General features: G+C 39.0%; 17 protein-coding genes. 4 read left to right on the forward strand and 13 right to left on the reverse strand.

Annotated elements, in window-relative coordinates; genetic code table 11:
* The first annotated feature begins 60 nt into the window (after window positions 1-60).
* Window positions 61-606: an ASCH domain-containing protein gene (locus IWC72_RS01880; protein ID WP_194528649.1), complete on the forward strand. Its 546-nt coding sequence runs from the start codon at window positions 61-63 to the stop codon at window positions 604-606.
* 67 nt (window positions 607-673) lie between these two features.
* On the opposite strand, the gene IWC72_RS01885 is transcribed toward IWC72_RS01880, so the two are convergent.
* The 9 genes from IWC72_RS01885 to IWC72_RS01925 form a co-directional block, all read right to left on the reverse strand.
* Complete coding sequence (locus IWC72_RS01885) at window positions 674-2,083, reverse strand: MBL fold metallo-hydrolase (RefSeq protein WP_194528650.1); 1,410 nt, start codon at window positions 2,081-2,083, stop codon at window positions 674-676.
* Between the two features lie 121 nt (window positions 2,084-2,204).
* Complete coding sequence (locus tag IWC72_RS01890) at window positions 2,205-3,935, reverse strand: SulP family inorganic anion transporter (protein WP_194528651.1); 1,731 nt, start codon at window positions 3,933-3,935, stop codon at window positions 2,205-2,207.
* Window positions 3,936-4,011: 76 nt separating this feature from the next.
* Window positions 4,012-5,193, reverse strand: a complete 1,182-nt coding sequence (locus tag IWC72_RS01895; protein ID WP_194528652.1) for a cytochrome-c peroxidase — start codon at window positions 5,191-5,193, stop codon at window positions 4,012-4,014.
* A 103-nt stretch (window positions 5,194-5,296) separates the two neighbouring features.
* Window positions 5,297-6,157, reverse strand: coding sequence for an SDR family oxidoreductase (locus IWC72_RS01900; protein WP_194524572.1), 861 nt, complete (start codon window positions 6,155-6,157; stop codon window positions 5,297-5,299).
* A gap of 67 nt (window positions 6,158-6,224) precedes the next feature.
* Window positions 6,225-6,776, reverse strand: coding sequence for a TetR/AcrR family transcriptional regulator (locus IWC72_RS01905; RefSeq protein ID WP_194528653.1), 552 nt, complete (start codon window positions 6,774-6,776; stop codon window positions 6,225-6,227).
* A gap of 96 nt (window positions 6,777-6,872) precedes the next feature.
* The gene (locus IWC72_RS01910) at window positions 6,873-7,505 is read right to left on the reverse strand and encodes a Crp/Fnr family transcriptional regulator (protein ID WP_194528654.1); all 633 of its coding nucleotides are present in this window, start codon (window positions 7,503-7,505) and stop codon (window positions 6,873-6,875) included.
* An 11-nt stretch (window positions 7,506-7,516) separates the two neighbouring features.
* Window positions 7,517-8,293, reverse strand: a complete 777-nt coding sequence (locus tag IWC72_RS01915; RefSeq protein WP_194524575.1) for an aldose 1-epimerase — start codon at window positions 8,291-8,293, stop codon at window positions 7,517-7,519.
* Between the two features lie 58 nt (window positions 8,294-8,351).
* Window positions 8,352-9,332: a PLP-dependent cysteine synthase family protein gene (locus tag IWC72_RS01920; protein WP_194528655.1), complete on the reverse strand. Its 981-nt coding sequence runs from the start codon at window positions 9,330-9,332 to the stop codon at window positions 8,352-8,354.
* A 73-nt stretch (window positions 9,333-9,405) separates the two neighbouring features.
* Entirely contained in the window at window positions 9,406-10,647 is a 1,242-nt protein-coding gene (locus tag IWC72_RS01925) for an ABC transporter permease (protein WP_194528656.1), read from the reverse strand.
* 3 nt (window positions 10,648-10,650) lie between these two features.
* Between IWC72_RS01925 and IWC72_RS01930 the strand changes: the two genes are divergently transcribed.
* Window positions 10,651-11,913: an exo-beta-N-acetylmuramidase NamZ family protein gene (locus IWC72_RS01930; protein ID WP_194528657.1), complete on the forward strand. Its 1,263-nt coding sequence runs from the start codon at window positions 10,651-10,653 to the stop codon at window positions 11,911-11,913.
* 14 nt (window positions 11,914-11,927) lie between these two features.
* On the opposite strand, the gene IWC72_RS01935 is transcribed toward IWC72_RS01930, so the two are convergent.
* Genes IWC72_RS01935 through IWC72_RS01945 form a run of 3 tightly spaced genes read right to left on the reverse strand, consistent with a single transcriptional unit; the run spans window position 11,928 to window position 13,835 of the window.
* Window positions 11,928-12,773 (reverse strand): sterol desaturase family protein, encoded by an 846-nt coding sequence (locus IWC72_RS01935; RefSeq protein ID WP_194528658.1) that lies wholly within the window; start codon window positions 12,771-12,773, stop codon window positions 11,928-11,930.
* Window positions 12,774-12,828: 55 nt separating this feature from the next.
* A complete protein-coding gene (locus tag IWC72_RS01940; protein WP_194528659.1) occupies window positions 12,829-13,311 on the reverse strand; it encodes a GyrI-like domain-containing protein in 483 nt (160 codons plus the stop codon).
* 29 nt (window positions 13,312-13,340) lie between these two features.
* Window positions 13,341-13,835, reverse strand: a complete 495-nt coding sequence (locus IWC72_RS01945; RefSeq protein WP_194528660.1) for a YkgJ family cysteine cluster protein — start codon at window positions 13,833-13,835, stop codon at window positions 13,341-13,343.
* Between the two features lie 75 nt (window positions 13,836-13,910).
* Here IWC72_RS01945 and IWC72_RS01950 point away from each other — a divergent pair, with 75 nt between their 5' ends.
* A complete protein-coding gene (locus IWC72_RS01950; protein ID WP_194528661.1) occupies window positions 13,911-14,618 on the forward strand; it encodes a class I SAM-dependent methyltransferase in 708 nt (235 codons plus the stop codon).
* A 50-nt stretch (window positions 14,619-14,668) separates the two neighbouring features.
* Window positions 14,669-15,595, forward strand: coding sequence for a hypothetical protein (locus IWC72_RS01955; protein ID WP_194528662.1), 927 nt, complete (start codon window positions 14,669-14,671; stop codon window positions 15,593-15,595).
* A 4-nt stretch (window positions 15,596-15,599) separates the two neighbouring features.
* Here IWC72_RS01955 and IWC72_RS01960 read toward each other — a convergent pair whose 3' ends face one another.
* On the reverse strand, window positions 15,600-16,232 hold the full coding sequence (locus IWC72_RS01960; protein WP_194528663.1) for a 7-carboxy-7-deazaguanine synthase QueE: 633 nt from the start codon (window positions 16,230-16,232) through the stop codon (window positions 15,600-15,602).
* Window positions 16,233-16,327: the final 95 nt, after the last annotated feature.

Consider the following 16,327-nt stretch of genomic DNA (forward strand, 5'->3'; position numbering starts at 1 on the left):
TTGTCTATCTTCACTACAATAACTATATATTTCCAAAACTTAAAGCAACTCAACAACAACATGAAACACCTCATCTTAATCGCCTTTCTGATTCTGGCCAGCTGCAAAGGTGAAACCAAAACGGAGCAAGAGGTTGCTCTAGACCCATCGGTTCAGGAAATGTGGGAGCGTTTTATAACATCCCATCCAGAGTTCAAGGGTGAGGAACAACCGGAATCCTGGTTTTTTCATAATAATGAAGCAGACGCAAACCGTTTGGCCAAATTGGTCTTAGAAGGAAAAAAGCAAGCGGGTTCAGGTCTCTACACTTGGTACGAAGAAGCCAACGCAGATTTGCCTTCCGTAGGCACCCAGCACATCATCACCAATTTTTACGGAAAAGCACAAGCCATAATTGAAGTAACAAAAGTAGATACCATCCCCTTTAACCAAATTTCCGAAGCTTATGCCGCATTAGATATGGGAACAACAGATGAACCACTAAAGAAATGGAAAAAAGCCCATTGGGATTTCTTTTCCATGGCAATGAAAGAAAGCGGAGAAGAACCAACCGAAGACATGCTTATTGTTTGCGAGTGGTTTGAAACCGTATATCCTAAGAACTAAATTGCTCTAAAACAAAAAAACCCATTACTTCACTAAAGTAATGGGTTTTTTAAGCTTCTAAGCCTACTTATAAAGTAGTAGGACAAACATAGTCCGTTGAAGGAACCTCAGCCGTTTTAAGGGCTCCAAAACCACCTCCTATATCTATAAAGTTATGTATACCTCTACTCTTTAAAATAGATTCTGCTATCACTGAACGATATCCTCCGGCACAATGAACCAAGAAGGTTTTATCTTTTGGGAATTCATTTAGATAGTCATTTATACCATCTAACGGTGTGTTCAAAGCATCAATCACGTGTTCAGAAAGAAATTCGCTCTCTTTACGCACATCAAACACCTCAGCTTCTTTATTCTCTATTTTGGATTTTGCTTCTTCCGCAGTTATTGAGGTAATGGTATCAAAATCTTTTCCCGATTTTTTCCAAGCATCAAATCCGCCTTTTAAAATTCCGACGGTAGCATCAAATCCCACACGGGATAAGCGCGTTACCGCTTCTTCTTCCATGCCTTCGGGTGTTACCAACAAAAGAGGTTGTTTGGTATCTGCAATAAGGGCACCTACCCACGGAGCAAAATCGCCATTAAGACCAATAAATATAGATCGTGGAATATGACCTGTAATAAATTCTTTCTGGGTTCTAACGTCTAGAACTACAGCACCAGTTTCGTTGGCCATCGCTTCAAAAGCCTTCGGGTCTAATTCTGTTGTTCCTCGATCAAGGACATCGGCTATATCTTCATATCCTTCTTTGTTCATTTTAACGTTCAGAGGGAAATATTTTGGTGGTGGAAGCAGACCGTCCGTAACTTCTTCAACAAACTCTTCTTTGGTCATATCCGCACGCAATGCGTAGTTCATTTTCTTTTGGTTGCCCAAGGTATCTACGGTTTCCTTCATCATGTTCTTACCACATGCAGAACCTGCTCCGTGTGCCGGATATACAATTATATCATCGGCCAATGGCATGATTTTATTCCGCAGACTATCGAACAAAATACCTGCCAAATCTTCTTGGGTCATACTTGCCGCTTTTTGAGCCAAATCCGGTCTGCCTACGTCTCCCAAAAACAAAGTGTCACCAGAGAAAATAGCGTGGTCTTTTCCGTTTTCGTCTTTCAACAAGTAGGTAGTACTTTCCATGGTGTGCCCCGGCGTATGCAAGGCCGTAATGGTGATATCACCCAGCTTAAACTCTTGCCCGTCCGTAGCGATCAAAGCATCAAAAGAAGGATTTGCATTTGGCCCGTACACAATCTCAGCTCCTGTTTCCTTAGCAAGTGTTACGTGACCACTCACAAAATCCGCATGAAAATGCGTTTCAAAAATATACTTGATCTTCGCCCCTGCTTTTTCCGCTCTTTCAAGGTAGGGATGTACTTCACGAAGCGGATCAATTATAGCTACCTCACCTTTACTTTCAATATAATATGCGCCCTGTGCCAGGCATCCGGTATATATTTGTTCTATCTTCATAATCTCATTTTTTTATTCCCGATAGGGAGAATTATACGCTTTTCATTTGCCTCCCTAAAACAGAAAGCCTGGTATTATCTTCATTCAAAATTAATGCTATCCTATAAATTACAGCGTAACATTAGTTACGGTTCAGGCGACTTTGGTAAGCCACTTTTTCGCTTAATACGGACAGAGGCGTCATATTATCAAAATAATCTACGGCTTCTTTGGTCTGTACGAACAAGTACTGTTTATGTAGCGCTTCTATAATTCCGCTACTAAAAATGGTATCGCGTGTGGGTCCTGTAGCTCCTGAAATATAAAACTGAAGTCCTCTTTCATGCAGCTCATCAATAACCCGAATAAGCATTTGGGCTGCGCTGGAATCTACATAACTTATAGCCTCAGCATTTAGAATAACGCCTTTCAGTTTATCGCCTTTGGTATCTACATTTTTAAAGAGTTCTTTTTTGAAAAAGTTCTTATTCCCAAAATACAATTGCGAATCAAAGCGAACTATAAGCAAATCATCACGAACCAAAACGTTTTGCCCAAACCTATCTATATTTTTATAATAATCAGAACCATCTATTCTACCCAAAACGGCAAAATGAGGCTTTGAACTTTTATATACCATCAACAACAAGGACAATAAAACCCCAACTAAAATACCCTCAGAAATTCCCGCAAAAAGAGTTACTAAAAATGTAATGATCAACACAAAAAGTTCGTCTTTACGATACTGCCAGAGGCTTTTAGGATAGGCAACATCAATTAACCCATATACAGAAACCATAATAATACTTGCCAAAACTGCATTGGGCAAGTAGTAAAACAAGGGGGTTAAAAATAGTAACGTAACAGTAACCACAATAGCACTAAATAACAAAGCCATAGGTGTTTTTGCTCCGGCCTGACTGTTGATTGCCGAGCGCGAAAAACTACCTGTTACTACGTACGACTGAAATAAAGACCCTAACATATTAGAGCTTCCCAATGCAATAAGTTCCTTATTGGCATCTATGGTTTCCTCCCCGGTCTGTTCTTCCATGGATTTCCCAATGGAAATAGCCTCTAAATAACCTATCAATGCCATGGTTACCGCAATGGGTACCAATTCTATGATACTATCCAGTTGTAATGCAGGAAGCTTAAAAGAAGGCAAACCCGTAGGAATCTCCCCTACTATATGCACCCCTAAAGTGGATAATTGTAAAAAATAGACCAATAGAATACCTATAATAACCACAAAGAGCACGCCCGGTATGCGTTTATTCCATTTCTTTAACCCTACGATGATCAGAATGCCTATAAAGCCAATAGCAAAATCATATAGGTTGGTCTGCCCCAACTTTTCAAAGGCGTTCATCAGCAGTATATCAAACCGATTGCTACGGGCTATGTCCACACCCAAAAGATGCTTCAGCTGACTGAACATAATAATTAACGCTGCCGCGGAAGTAAAACCACTTATGACCGGTTTCGATAAGAAATTTACCAAAAAACCCATCCTTAGAACCCCTAAAATGAGTTGTACGGCACCTACGGAAAATGCCAAAAGCAGTGCCATAGTAATATAATTGTCCGTAGAAGTAATAGCTAACGTACCCAAACCTGCCGCTACCAAAAGGGAATCCATTGCCACGGGCCCAACGGCCAACTGCCTAGAGGTACCAAAAAATGTGTACACAATCATTGGAACCAAGGAAGCGTAAAGTCCAAAAACGGGGGGCAGACCGGCGATCATGGCGTAGGCCATTCCTTGGGGTATAAGAATAATGCCAACGGTTAGTCCGGCTATAAGGTCTTTGGAAAACCAACTCTTATTATAGTCCGTAATCCAATCCAAAAAAGGAAGAATTCTTCGCATGGGACAAATGTACCATTAAATCTAAAATGGCTGTGTTACCTGTGTTACACCAATGTAAAGAAACCAAAATAAAATGTTATTGGATATTACCACCTACAGGCAGACCACTGGGCACACTTTCCGGTAAGCTCTTATCAAAATCAGTATCGTTAAGTGTATTTAAAAACGAAATAATCTGAGACATTTCCTTTACGGATAGATCCAGTTCACGTACAAAGGGGTCGTACCGCTGAACGGGAACGTGCTCATTTCGTTCTTTTCCATTGGCAATATCCTCATAAAACTCCAATACCTTTTTAAGGGTAGTTAAACTGCCGTTGTGCATATAAGGAGGTGTAAAACGTAAATTCCGAAGTGTGGGTGTTCGAAAAGCGAAGGTATCCTTAACACCTGCATCCGGCTGTTCTAATTTATCGTTCTCGGGCGTGCCCAGAACATGCATTTTATAATCTGAAAACATGGGACCGTTATGACAATTTACACACCCAACGGATTTAAAAAGTTCAAAACCTTCTTTCTCCGAAATTAAGATAGCATCTTGGTCACCTCTCATAAATTGGTCGAACCGAGAATTGTTGGTCACCAGGGAACGTTCAAAAGCAGCAATAGCCTTTGCTAAGTTTTCTACTGTTACTGCATTGGGTTCGTCAAAAGCCTCAGCAAATAACTTTTGATATTCGGGAATATCTTTCACACGATCTACAACGGTCTGGAGGATACTGTCTTCGGCAATACCATGCCCGCGCATTTCCTCAAAAGCCTTTATAGGCTCCAACGCCTGTTTTTCAAGACTTTTTACACGGTCGTCCCAAAACATGGTGGCCTCAGAAGGCTTATAATTACCAAAAGCATCCATACCGTTGTATGCCGAATTGATAATAGTTGGCGCATTTCTTTTTACAAAGGGAATGTCATTGGGCGCATTAAATTTACGCTTACTGCCCAAACCATTGGCATTAGGTCCCATGCTAATATCCAAAAACTCTGCATACCCATTATCCGGGTGATGACAGGTTGCACAGGCCACATCTTTATTTCCGGAAAGAATAGGGTCGTAAAAAAGCAACTTGCCCAATGCCTCCTTTTCAGGTGTAGACGGGTTATCCTTGGGAGATTTCACCGTCTTAGGCAAGGCTGTATACGTAGTTACGACCCTAGTTATGTCTGCTGTACTATCTTTCTTTTTCTCTGTATTGGTGCAATTAACGAATAGCACGGCTATTACCAATTGAATTCCTATTTTGACTATTCTACACATAAACTGTTCGCACAACGAGAACAGTAAAAATAAACAATATAAGAGAGTATTTATATGATAATCGTCAGTTTACCATGTTAAAAAGGCCATATTCTTATCAAAACTATAGAAAACTACTTTTTACCTGAGCAACCAATTTAGTTCCATCCGGGTCAGCAGAAGTTTTTAATTCACATAATTCTTCCGCCCATTGAGAGGTACGGATTCTCATAGGTGGGTTATCATTTTGAGCAACTTTGAGAACAACTTCCGCTACTTCGCGGCCTGTTTGATAAACCTGTACTTCAGACTCTTCTGCTCTTTTCTGATTGCCTTCTAAATAAGCTTGAAAAATTGGCAAATATTCTCCCGAAGCCAATTGTCCATTCGTTTTGGTTTTGTCTACCGCAGAATTCATAAACTCAGTTGATATACCACCTGGTTCTACATTGCTAATATTGATATTAAAAGCATCGGTAACATAACTTGCCAAGCCTTCGGCGAAACCTTCAATGGCAAATTTAGCACCACAATACAGCTCGTTAAAAGGCTGCCCTACCAAACCGCCAACCGAAGTAATATTTATAATTTGACCTGCTCGCTGCTTACGCATATACGGTAACACGGCCTGTGTACAAAATACGGTACCTAAATAATTAACCTCGGTCACCCATCTAATTTCATCTTCTGATGACTGTTCAGTAGTTTTTGCAAAACCGGCACCAGCATTGTTTACCAAAACATCTATTCTGCCGTCCTTGTCTATAATAGTTTCCACAGCAGATTTAATGGATGCGGTTTTAGTTACATCTAGTTCTAGAATCTCTATGTCCAAATTATTTTGGGTGATTTGTTCTTTAAGGGCATCCGCCTTTTTGAGGTTTCTCATAGTTGCATACACCTTGAATCCATTTTCACCAAAAAGCAGTGCACTTTGATACCCTACTCCTGTTGATGTTCCTGTAATTAAAACGTTTCTTTTCATTTTTTTAAAATTATATTGACATTTAAATTGGAATGAACATTCACTCCAGTTCATGATTAAATTTTTTTTAACCTTTTATTCCGTCCCAAACCATATTCACCTGATTTTGAATAGAATTTGACGGTACGCTCACCTGTGAGTGATACCATCTTAAATAGGACACCACTGCCCCGCCCATGAATTGAATTAGCTCGTCCGTTTCTATATCCTTTATGATGAGTAATTCTTTTCCTTTATTAAGCAAGTCGTAGACCGGAAGTACCGTTGCCAAACCCTTATTCTTACTTTCCTCGGTAATAATAGGAGAAGCCCTAATCTGCTCCATAAACTTAAAATACGGCGCATTCTCAATAAAAAAGATAATTATATCCTTAAAATACCCTTCAAATTGAGATTTAATAGGCTGCGTTGCATCAAAATCAGGGAAAGCGGTATTTTCCTGCTCTTTAATGGTTACATATAGTTCATTGATCAATTCATCTTTAGTGGGGAAATAATTATAAATCGTTCCCATACCGGTTCCGGCATTTTTTGCTATGGCGGACATGGGCGTATTATGTACACCATTTTCTACCAAAAGTTCCAAAGCGGACCGTAAGATGCTCTCTTTCTTATTCACAGGGCAAATGTACTATTTTTGGAATATTCATTCCAAATATTTAACTAAATTTTAAATTAAGAGGTTTTTGCTCTTCCGTTGGTTGTCGAGGAATATTTATAGATCTACCACTTTGATCCGGTTGCGCTGCATCTCTATTTTTCCTTCCTTTTCCAGTTTTTTCAATAACCTTGAAATCACGACTCTAGAAGTATTCAGATCGTATGCAATATCCTGATGCGTAGTCTGTACAAATTCATCATGGTTTACCATAGCCTTATCCTGAAGGTGTTTTAGTAGTCTTTCATCCATCCGCAGAAATGCCAAGGTATCTACCGTTTCCAACAGCTCCGTCATTCGGGTATGGTAACTATCTAAAATAAATTGCCGCCATGTAGCATATTTTGCCATCCAAACCTCCATCTTCTCCACGGGAATCATAATAAGTTCGGTATCACTTTCGGCAACGGCCCGTATTTCACTTTTATGGGTACCCACGCAACATGAGAAGGTCATCGCACAAGTATCTCCCCTTTCTAAAAAATATAGCAACAGTTCATCTCCGTTCTCATCTTCGCGTAGAATCTTAATGGCACCACTCAGTAATAACGGCATATGCAATATGGTCTCGCCAATATCCATAATTACGGTTCCCTGCTGGAATTTTTTCAATAATCCCACAGCTTGCATTTCTTCTAAGAGCGCATCCTCAAAGAGATAGCCATAGTTTTGTAAAAGTCCTTCTTTCATATCTCTGCAGCTTACATGGTACTAATGAAAACCTTAAATTCCCTATCAGTATCTTTCAAGTATTCAAAACCTTCATGAAGTTTGGTTTGCGCCACAGCATACGGATAAAAAGTAATGGGTTCTATGCAAACCATATTAGGCACTTCCGACCACAACATAAAATTACCAAAGCCTTCCGTACGAATGCGAAGTTCTTTCTGGTCTTTTAGGTGGATTTCTGTACAATCCGGAACTTGTAAAGCCCTGCTTCCCACGTCCATAATTTCTTGAAGTGTGATTTCTTTTTCTCCAGCCACAACTACTGGATTCTCTGCATATAGCTTGAAAGCAGGGTGGTATCCTAACATAAAAGGCATATCCCGTTCGCCGGAAATCGTAAATTTCACTTCCAGTCCGATTTCCGACAAACTAAAGGTCTTTTTAAATCCAAAATCATACGTCCAGAACAACCATTCTTTGTTTGATTTATTCGGGAATTTTGAATTTTTTATCCGTGTACGGGCCGTATATTTCTTCTGTAATACAACTTCGCCATCAGCTTTAGAAACTACATCATACTCCATTTCCCGCAAAAGACCGTGCTGGTCCTGTATGGCAATATCCCTTGGCGTTTGCACTTGAAACTTAGCATCGGCCGTAGGCCCTATAATCGGGAACATTTCCGTATCTGAACTGCGCCAACCCGGACTACCTTTTTGATGAATATACTCGTAGCCATCTACGGTATAACTTACCAATTCACCCTTATCAATATTTACTTTTTGATTCTCAAAATTAAGTTCTATCATCTCACTATATTTTATAGCTATTTAAAAGAAGTCGTTTTTCCTATACCGTCTTACAAAACTAATCTAAAAACCCTTTTTCCCGCATCCAATCGTCATTATACATTTTGCCTACATACCTACTACCGTGGTCATGAAATAATACCACTACTACGTCATCTTTCTTAAAGTGTTCTTTTAATTGCAACACCCCTTTTATGGCAGCTCCTGCAGAATTGCCTACAAACATAGCCTCTTCTTTTGCCAAACGTTGCGTATAGATTGCCGCATCTTTATCCGTCACTTTGGTAAAACCATCAATAATTTTAAAATCTACATTCTTTGGTAGAATATCCTCACCAATACCTTCCGTGATATAGGGGTAAATTTCATTTTCATCAAAAACACCCGTTTCATAGTATTTCTTAAAAACAGAGCCGTAGGTATCTACGCCCCAAATTTTAATATCAGGATTCTTCTCCTTTAAAAATTTACCTACTCCGGAAATGGTTCCGCCAGTACCAACCCCAACAACAAAATGAGTGATTTGCCCACCGGTCTGTTCCCAAATTTCTGGTCCGGTACTTAAATAATGTGCCTTTGCATTACTGGGGTTATCATATTGATTTACATACCAAGCGTTGGGAATTTCCTTGGCTAACCGTTTTGCTGTAGAATAATAACTTCTGGGATCGCTAGGGGCAACATCTGTAGGGCAAACATGAACCTCGCTCCCCATAGCTTTAAGAATATCTATTTTTTCTTTGGACTGTTTATCACTGATTATACAAACCAACTTATACCCTTTTACAATGGCTGCCAATGCCAGGCCCATTCCTGTATTACCAGAAGTAGCCTCTACAATAGTTCCTCCGGATTTTAATATACCTGAAACTTCCGCGTCTTCTATCATTTGCAGCGCCATGCGATCCTTTACCGAATTACCCGGGTTAAAGGTTTCATACTTAGCTAAAACAACACATGGCAAGGTAGAAGTGAGTTTATTCACCTTAACTAATGGCGTATTACCAATAGTTTCTAGAATATTTTTAGCATATTTCATAAATGAGCAGTTCTTTCTTAAGGAAAAATACGAAGAACCTTTCACATATAAAAAGAAGGTGTCCCCTGCCTATCTATTCAAACTTAATTGCCTTTACCGGAGTAATTTTAGTGATGATATAAGAGGGCACCAACAGCATAAGAACACAGAGAATAAGTACACCTATATTCAAAGCTAATACGGTGATAAAATCTATATGTACCGGCACATATTCTATGTAATATTCTTTAGGATTTGGGAACTTCAATACCTGAAATTTGTCCTGAATGAAGATAGCGCCAAGCCCAATGGCATTGCCCCAAAGAAGACCAATACCTATAAGATAACTGGCGTTATACAAGAAGACTTTACGAATGCTCCAATTGGCAGAACCCAAAGCCTTGAGTATACCAATCATTTGTGTACGTTCTAAAATAAGTACAAGTAAGGCGGTAATCATATTAAAACCACTCACTATAATTACTATGCCAATGATAAGAATGATATTAAAGTCGAAAAGACTGATCCATTCAAAGATTTTGTAATATTTATTTACAATGGTCTGTGTGTCTAATGTTGATAACGTTTTACCATATATTTCACGGCTCTTTTCATCTATATCATCAAAATTGTTCAGGAAAATTTCAAAATTACCGACTTGGTCACTTTCCCACTTGTTCATGCGTTGAATGTGCCGGATATCCGTAAAAAGATAGAGTCCGTCAAATTCTTCAAAACCGCTATCGTAGAGTCCTGTTATTTTAAATTTCCGTTGGTTGGGCAGTTTTGAAACATCACCATCCTTCAGAAAAAAAGCATAAAACGTATCTCCGGTTTTAAGGTGTAACCTATTGGCCATTAACTCGGACATGAGCACCTCTTCATTTAAATCGCCCAAATAATTAGGAAGCTCACCTTCTACCAAATACTCTTCAAAAGCAGCCCACTTATAGTCACTGCCAACCCCTTTGGCAATAATACCTTCAAAGGTAGTTTCAGTTCTGATAATCCCCGCCTTACTGGCTACGGCCTGCACATGGTCAATACCATCTACACCTTTAAATTCTGGATAAAACTCTTGATTTAGGGAAACCGGCATGACCGATACATCCGATGCATTGTTGTCATAACTAGACACTTGAATGTGGCCATTAAATGCCGCTACTTTCTCACGTATCTTATACTTAAGGCCCACACCTGTAGATATAGCAACGAGCATCATCACGACTCCCAATGCAATAGCTGCAATTGCTATTTTTATTATTGGAGCGGAAATACTAATTTTATGCGCCTCGCCTTTGATGAGCCGCTTGGCCAAAAAATATTCAAAATTCAATCTATGGCGTTTTTAAACTGTCTCAAAAGTACATTTTTCATTTGGTTTTTGCTCCTTGTAGCATGTGGAAACCCGTCTAAAACAAAGAAATCTACAGCAGAACCCATTATGGCTGTTAGTGATACGATTATTGAAAAGCCTATTATTGTTGCTGCCAACAGAATTAATGCCTATTTACCTTTGTTAAGAGACAAAAAAGTGGGTGTTATTGGAAATCAGACAACCATTATTTTCAAGTCACCTAGTGAAGACTCAAAAGCATCAATTCCTTATATTCATTTAGTGGATTCTTTACTTGCCTTGCATATTGATATCAAAAAGGTATTCGCTCCCGAACATGGATTTAGGGGTGTTGTAGATGCCGGTGAGAAAGTAAAAGATGGTGTTGATAGTAAAACGGGACTCCCACTGATTTCTTTATATGGAAAAAACAGAAAACCCACTGCTGAACAGTTAAAAGACATTGATGTTGTTCTTTTTGACATTCAAGATGTGGGCGTTCGGTTCTATACCTACATAGCCACATTGCAATTGGTTATGGAAGCTTGCGCCGAACAAAACATACCTTTAATTGTATTGGACCGCCCCAACCCCAATGCACATTATATTGATGGCCCTACCATGGAAAAAGCCCATACCAGCTTTCTGGGGATGACCCAAATACCGTTGGTCTACGGAATGACTATTGGCGAATATGCCCAAATGATAAACGAAGAAAAATGGATTGAAAGCAGCAAGAAAGCTGACTTAACAGTGATTCCTCTAGAAAACTGGACGCATGAATCCGAGTATAGTTTACCGGTTCGCCCTTCGCCTAATCTACCAAGCGATATTTCTATCAACTTATATCCTAGCCTAGGTCTTTTTGAAGGTACCAATGTGAATGCCGGACGTGGTACAGAAATACAGTTTCAATGTTATGGCGCTTCTTTCTTGGACAGCACACAGTATAGTTTTAAGTATACCCCAAAACCTAACTTTGGTTCAAAAACCCCAAAAGAGAACGGGAAAATCTGTTTTGGCAAAGATTTATCTGAAATACCGAGAATGAATGAAGTATCACTTCAATGGGTTATTGATGCTTATGTGAACTCTGAAGACAAAAGCAAAGTTTTCAACAAAAGCGGATTCACTAAACATGCTGGAACCGAAAAATTACAAGAGCAAATAGAAAGTGGCCTGCCAGAAGAAACCATTAAAGAAAGCTGGCAAGCAGACTTAACCAAATTCAAAGAAGTTAGGAAGAAATACCTGCTATACCCATAAATCAAAAAAGAACACTAATCCAGCTCCAGAGTTTCCGGTGCAGTCGCTTTTCTGTATTTATGAAAAGGCTGTTTTAGCAACCCTTTTATACTTGCATTTTCAACCTCATCAGGAAAAGTGTCTACACCATAGACAATACTATCCCTATCAAACTTCATAAAAGTTCCAAAAAGACGATCCCAAAGTGAAAATATGTTTCCATAGTTACTATCTGTATAAGGTAGTTTATAATGATGGTGTACTTTATGCATATCCGGTGAAACAATTACCCAACTGAGTACCTCATCTAATTTTCGCGGCATTTTTATGTTGGCATGGTTAAACTGTGTGGCAACCAACGAAAGTGATTGATATAGCATAACTATACCTATTGGAGTACCAACTAGCAATACCCCCACCAAAGTAAACACAAAACGAATCATGCTTTCTAATGGATGATGACGGTTGGCGGTAGTAGTATCTACATTATGATCGGTGTGGTGTACCAAATGTACCCTCCACAACAGTTTTACTTTGTGCTCTACTAAATGTGCGGTGTACGCCCCTATCAAATCCAGGAGTAATAACCCTATGAGAGCATAAAGCCACAAGGGCATTTCCGGCAACCAATTAATAATTCCAAACTGTTCTACAGCAGTAAAATCCGCTGTTTTCAACAAAAGAAAAGCCAACGCAAAATTTACAATTATAGTAGTGAACGTAAAAAACAGATTAGGCAATGCATGCCTCCACTTTTTATAGTTAAAGGCTACTAATGGTACGACTCCCTCCAACAACCAAAAAAAAGTAATGCCACATACCAAAATAAGCGAACGGTGAGAAGAGGGTATAGTTTCAAAATAGTTTATTACGGATTCCATATTTTAAATATAGAAAAATTATACTATTCCAAAATATTAAATCGATTTTCAGCAACTACTTTAATTTTACCGGAATCCACACCTCTTCTTCAGAGTCGGGATGGTTGTTTTTGTATTTCGCACCTAACACCTCAAAACTAGGTCTGTGGTCCAAATGGTAATCAGAATTGGGCAACCATTCTCCATAAATAAAATTCATGGTACTTTTAAATTCACTGGAAGGCCCTTTATGAATAAACACGGCATAAAGTCCCTCCGGTAAGTCTAGTGTTTGGAAATTTTCGGCATACGTTTCGTATGCATCAACCTCAACAGTGGCCCATTTCTCAAACTCCGTATGGGGTCCAAAATTTGCATCCGGCATAGCTTCATAGACCTGAACAGAATACAAATCTGAACCTATTACGTTTGTAATATGCCTTTTCAAGGGCATAAAACCACTCCATAATTCTACCGTCCGATTATTGCTCAAGCTCATTTCTAAAGAATGGCCAACTAATTTTTTCGCTGCAAGTGTTTCTATTCTTGGTTCCTTCATTTGCAATTAATTTGATACATCAAAAAAATTTAATTCCCAATGGCCTTCTTCATTTTCTCCACAATATTAAATGCAGCAGGGCAGATAGCGACATTCTTTAAGGTCAAGCTAGAAATCTGTTGAAACTTTTTACGGTCCGTATGCGGAAACTCGCGGCATGCCTTTGGCCGTACATCATAGATAGAGCAATAATTATCCGCTCCCAAAAACGTACAGGGTACTTGTTGAAGAACATAATCGTTCTCTTCATCTATGCGTAAATATTGTTCTATAAATTTTTGTGGCTTCTGCCTAAAATGCTTGGCAATACGCCCAACATCGGCCTTAGTAAACAATGGCCCTGTTGTTTTACAGCAGTTGGCACACTCCAAACAATCTGTTCGCTCAAATTCTTCATCATGTAATTCTTGCATTACATAATCCAAATTTTTGGGAGGTCTCTTCTTTAGCTTTGTAAAAAACTTGCGGTTCTCGTTATGTTTTTCCTTCGCTTTTTTCGGAAGTTCTTTTAAAATTTGCTTCATTCTTCTAAAAATCTGTCCAAAACTAAACAAGAAATACTTAAAAAGTCCAATTTTGCCAAACAAACCATTTCATAGATGATAGACGTTTTTGGTAAAGCCATATTAGATTTTCAAAAAGGAAACTACAGTGAAGATATCATAACCTATTCTTCTTTAGACGAAGAAGATGTAATTCCCGTGCCCTACCTTTTCAGAGGTTTTAAAGAAATGCCAAAACTGGAGCAAGAGGCGTTAAAGCTTTGCAAGGGAACTGTTTTAGACGTGGGTTGCGGAGCCGGAAGTCATAGTTTATACCTACAAGAAAAAGGGTATGAGGTTACCGCGTTAGACTACTCAAAAGGAGCTACGGAAACCTGTAAATTAAGGGGTGTTCAAAGCGTAGTTTATACTGACATCTATAATTTTAAGGGACTAAAATTCGATACTTTACTGTTGTTAATGAACGGTATTGGTATTGTGGGTCAACTGGCCAATACCACAAAATTCTTTGAACACATTAAAACACTTATGAATCCGGGTGCGCAGGTTTTATTAGATTCCAGTGATATTATTTATATGTTTGAAGAGGATGAGGATGGCGGTGTTTGGGTACCTAATACGGGTTCATATTATGGAGAGATTGAATTCCAAATGCAATACAAAGACCAAAAAAGCGATTCATTTTATTGGTTATACTTAGATTTCAATACTTTAGAAATGGCCGCAGAAGCGAACGGATTTGGCTGCAAACTTGTAAGAAATGGCGAACATTACGACTATTTGGCTAAATTATGGCTCGAATAACAGTATTTTTCGCCATTTTTGTTATCTCTGTCGGTCCCTAAAATTCAAGCATGAAAAAATTTCGATTACTTCCACTCGCTTTAAGTCTTGTTTTTTTATTCGGATGTTCTTCAGATGATTCAATCGTAAGTCAGGAAAGAGAAACCGCACAAGCCAAAGAAGCCAGCCTTAAAAGTGCCGGGGCTTCTGCCAAAGACCTTTTATCGAACGATACTTTTTCAAAACTTTTAATCGAAATTGCATACGTGGACGGTTTTAAACCTACGGACGAAGCAATAGAGGGTTTTACATCATACTTAAAAGAAAGGACCTTTAAAGAAGAGATTGAACTAAAATATACAAAACTAGCATCTCCCGATGAAGAAAGCCTAACGCTCGAAGAAATTGCCGAACTAGAATCTGACAACCGTACCGTTTACAATGATGGTTCTACACTGGGACTGTATATCTACTTTGCAGATGCACCTGCAGAAGGCGACGAGGAGGAAGAAGGGCTGGTTACTTTAGGAGCCGTTTACCGTAATACCTCAATGATCATTCATGAGGTAACAGCTCGTAAGTTGGCAGACCAAAGTTTTTTCATCACCGATGCCGATGTTGAAAACTCCACTTTGAACCATGAGTTTGGCCACCTGTTCGGTCTTGTGAATTTAGGAACAGCACCGGTAAACGACCACGAAGACATTGAACGCGATGCAGATGGCAAGCCTGTATTAGATAAAGACGGTAATACTAATGGTAATAATCATTGCTCTATTGAAGGTTGTCTTATGCGAGCCGAATTACAATTTGGTGGTTTCAGTAATAAAGCAGCGAAAATAAACTCTGACGAAGCAGGTATAACTGCTGCCTGCCGTTTAAGCGGAAAAGACGTACTAAAAATGTTAGAAGCAAAAACTTCAAAAGGTCTTCTACCCGAACCACCAAGTTTAGATGCTGAATGCCTTTTAGATTTACATTCCGTTGGTGGTCGTTAACTTTTTAAGGAATATTTAAATACTTATGTGTTTGAAGTGAGACTTTCCATTTAGGATTTTCCATTACATAGTCAACAATCATAGGTACTACCTTATCACGAACACTCCATTCTGGCTGTAAATAAAGAATACAATCTTTGTTTGTTTTTGCGGCTTCTTGTTCGGCAAAAATCAAATCATGCTTGTTATACACAATCACCTTAAGCTCATTTGCCTTGTCATAAACCTCTCCAAAAGGAAGTTTATTTTTCTTAGGTGACAGACAAATCCAATCCCAAGTACCCGTTAACGGGTATGCCCCAGAAGTTTCAATATGTATTTTTAGGTTCTTTGCCTTTAAAGCATCGGTTAGAGGCTTCATGTTCCATGTTAAAGGTTCACCTCCTGTAATAACAATAGTATCGGAATATTTGGCTGCATTCTCTGTAATCTTTTCTATTACCGTTGGCGGATGCGTCTCTGCGTTCCAACTTTCTTTAACATCGCACCAGTGGCATCCTACATCACAACCACCCACACGAATAAAGTACGCCGCCGTACCTTTATGGAAACCTTCGCCCTGTATGGTGTAGAATTCCTCCATTAGGGGCAACATGTTTCCCTTATCCACTTCCTGTAAAACTTCATCTTTAACCATCGTGCAAAGATACGTCACGTAACTTCCAAAACCCAAATTCTGATTCTTAAATTAAAGTATTGGCCTATAATCCCTTAAACCTGTGCTTTTAACCG

The organism is Zobellia roscoffensis (genome assembly GCF_015330165.1).
GTDB lineage: Bacteria > Bacteroidota > Bacteroidia > Flavobacteriales > Flavobacteriaceae > Zobellia > Zobellia roscoffensis.

What these genes read in the sequence shown, in the direction of transcription:
- IWC72_RS01935 (WP_194528658.1), bottom strand. Translation starts at nt 12,773, where the DNA reads ATGGAATCCGTAATAAACTATTTTGAAACTATACCCTCTTCTCACCGT.
- IWC72_RS01950 (WP_194528661.1), top strand. Translation starts at nt 13,911, where the DNA reads ATGATAGACGTTTTTGGTAAAGCCATATTAGATTTTCAAAAAGGAAAC.
- IWC72_RS01945 (WP_194528660.1), bottom strand. Translation starts at nt 13,835, where the DNA reads ATGAAGCAAATTTTAAAAGAACTTCCGAAAAAAGCGAAGGAAAAACAT.
- IWC72_RS01915 (WP_194524575.1), bottom strand. Translation starts at nt 8,293, where the DNA reads ATGATAGAACTTAATTTTGAGAATCAAAAAGTAAATATTGATAAGGGT.
- IWC72_RS01880 (WP_194528649.1), top strand. Translation starts at nt 61, where the DNA reads ATGAAACACCTCATCTTAATCGCCTTTCTGATTCTGGCCAGCTGCAAA.
- IWC72_RS01910 (WP_194528654.1), bottom strand. Translation starts at nt 7,505, where the DNA reads ATGAAAGAAGGACTTTTACAAAACTATGGCTATCTCTTTGAGGATGCG.
- IWC72_RS01920 (WP_194528655.1), bottom strand. Translation starts at nt 9,332, where the DNA reads ATGAAATATGCTAAAAATATTCTAGAAACTATTGGTAATACGCCATTA.
- IWC72_RS01960 (WP_194528663.1), bottom strand. Translation starts at nt 16,232, where the DNA reads ATGGTTAAAGATGAAGTTTTACAGGAAGTGGATAAGGGAAACATGTTG.
- IWC72_RS01940 (WP_194528659.1), bottom strand. Translation starts at nt 13,311, where the DNA reads ATGAAGGAACCAAGAATAGAAACACTTGCAGCGAAAAAATTAGTTGGC.
- IWC72_RS01900 (WP_194524572.1), bottom strand. Translation starts at nt 6,157, where the DNA reads ATGAAAAGAAACGTTTTAATTACAGGAACATCAACAGGAGTAGGGTAT.
- IWC72_RS01890 (WP_194528651.1), bottom strand. Translation starts at nt 3,935, where the DNA reads ATGCGAAGAATTCTTCCTTTTTTGGATTGGATTACGGACTATAATAAG.
- IWC72_RS01955 (WP_194528662.1), top strand. Translation starts at nt 14,669, where the DNA reads ATGAAAAAATTTCGATTACTTCCACTCGCTTTAAGTCTTGTTTTTTTA.
- IWC72_RS01895 (WP_194528652.1), bottom strand. Translation starts at nt 5,193, where the DNA reads ATGTGTAGAATAGTCAAAATAGGAATTCAATTGGTAATAGCCGTGCTA.
- IWC72_RS01930 (WP_194528657.1), top strand. Translation starts at nt 10,651, where the DNA reads ATGGCGTTTTTAAACTGTCTCAAAAGTACATTTTTCATTTGGTTTTTG.
- IWC72_RS01885 (WP_194528650.1), bottom strand. Translation starts at nt 2,083, where the DNA reads ATGAAGATAGAACAAATATATACCGGATGCCTGGCACAGGGCGCATAT.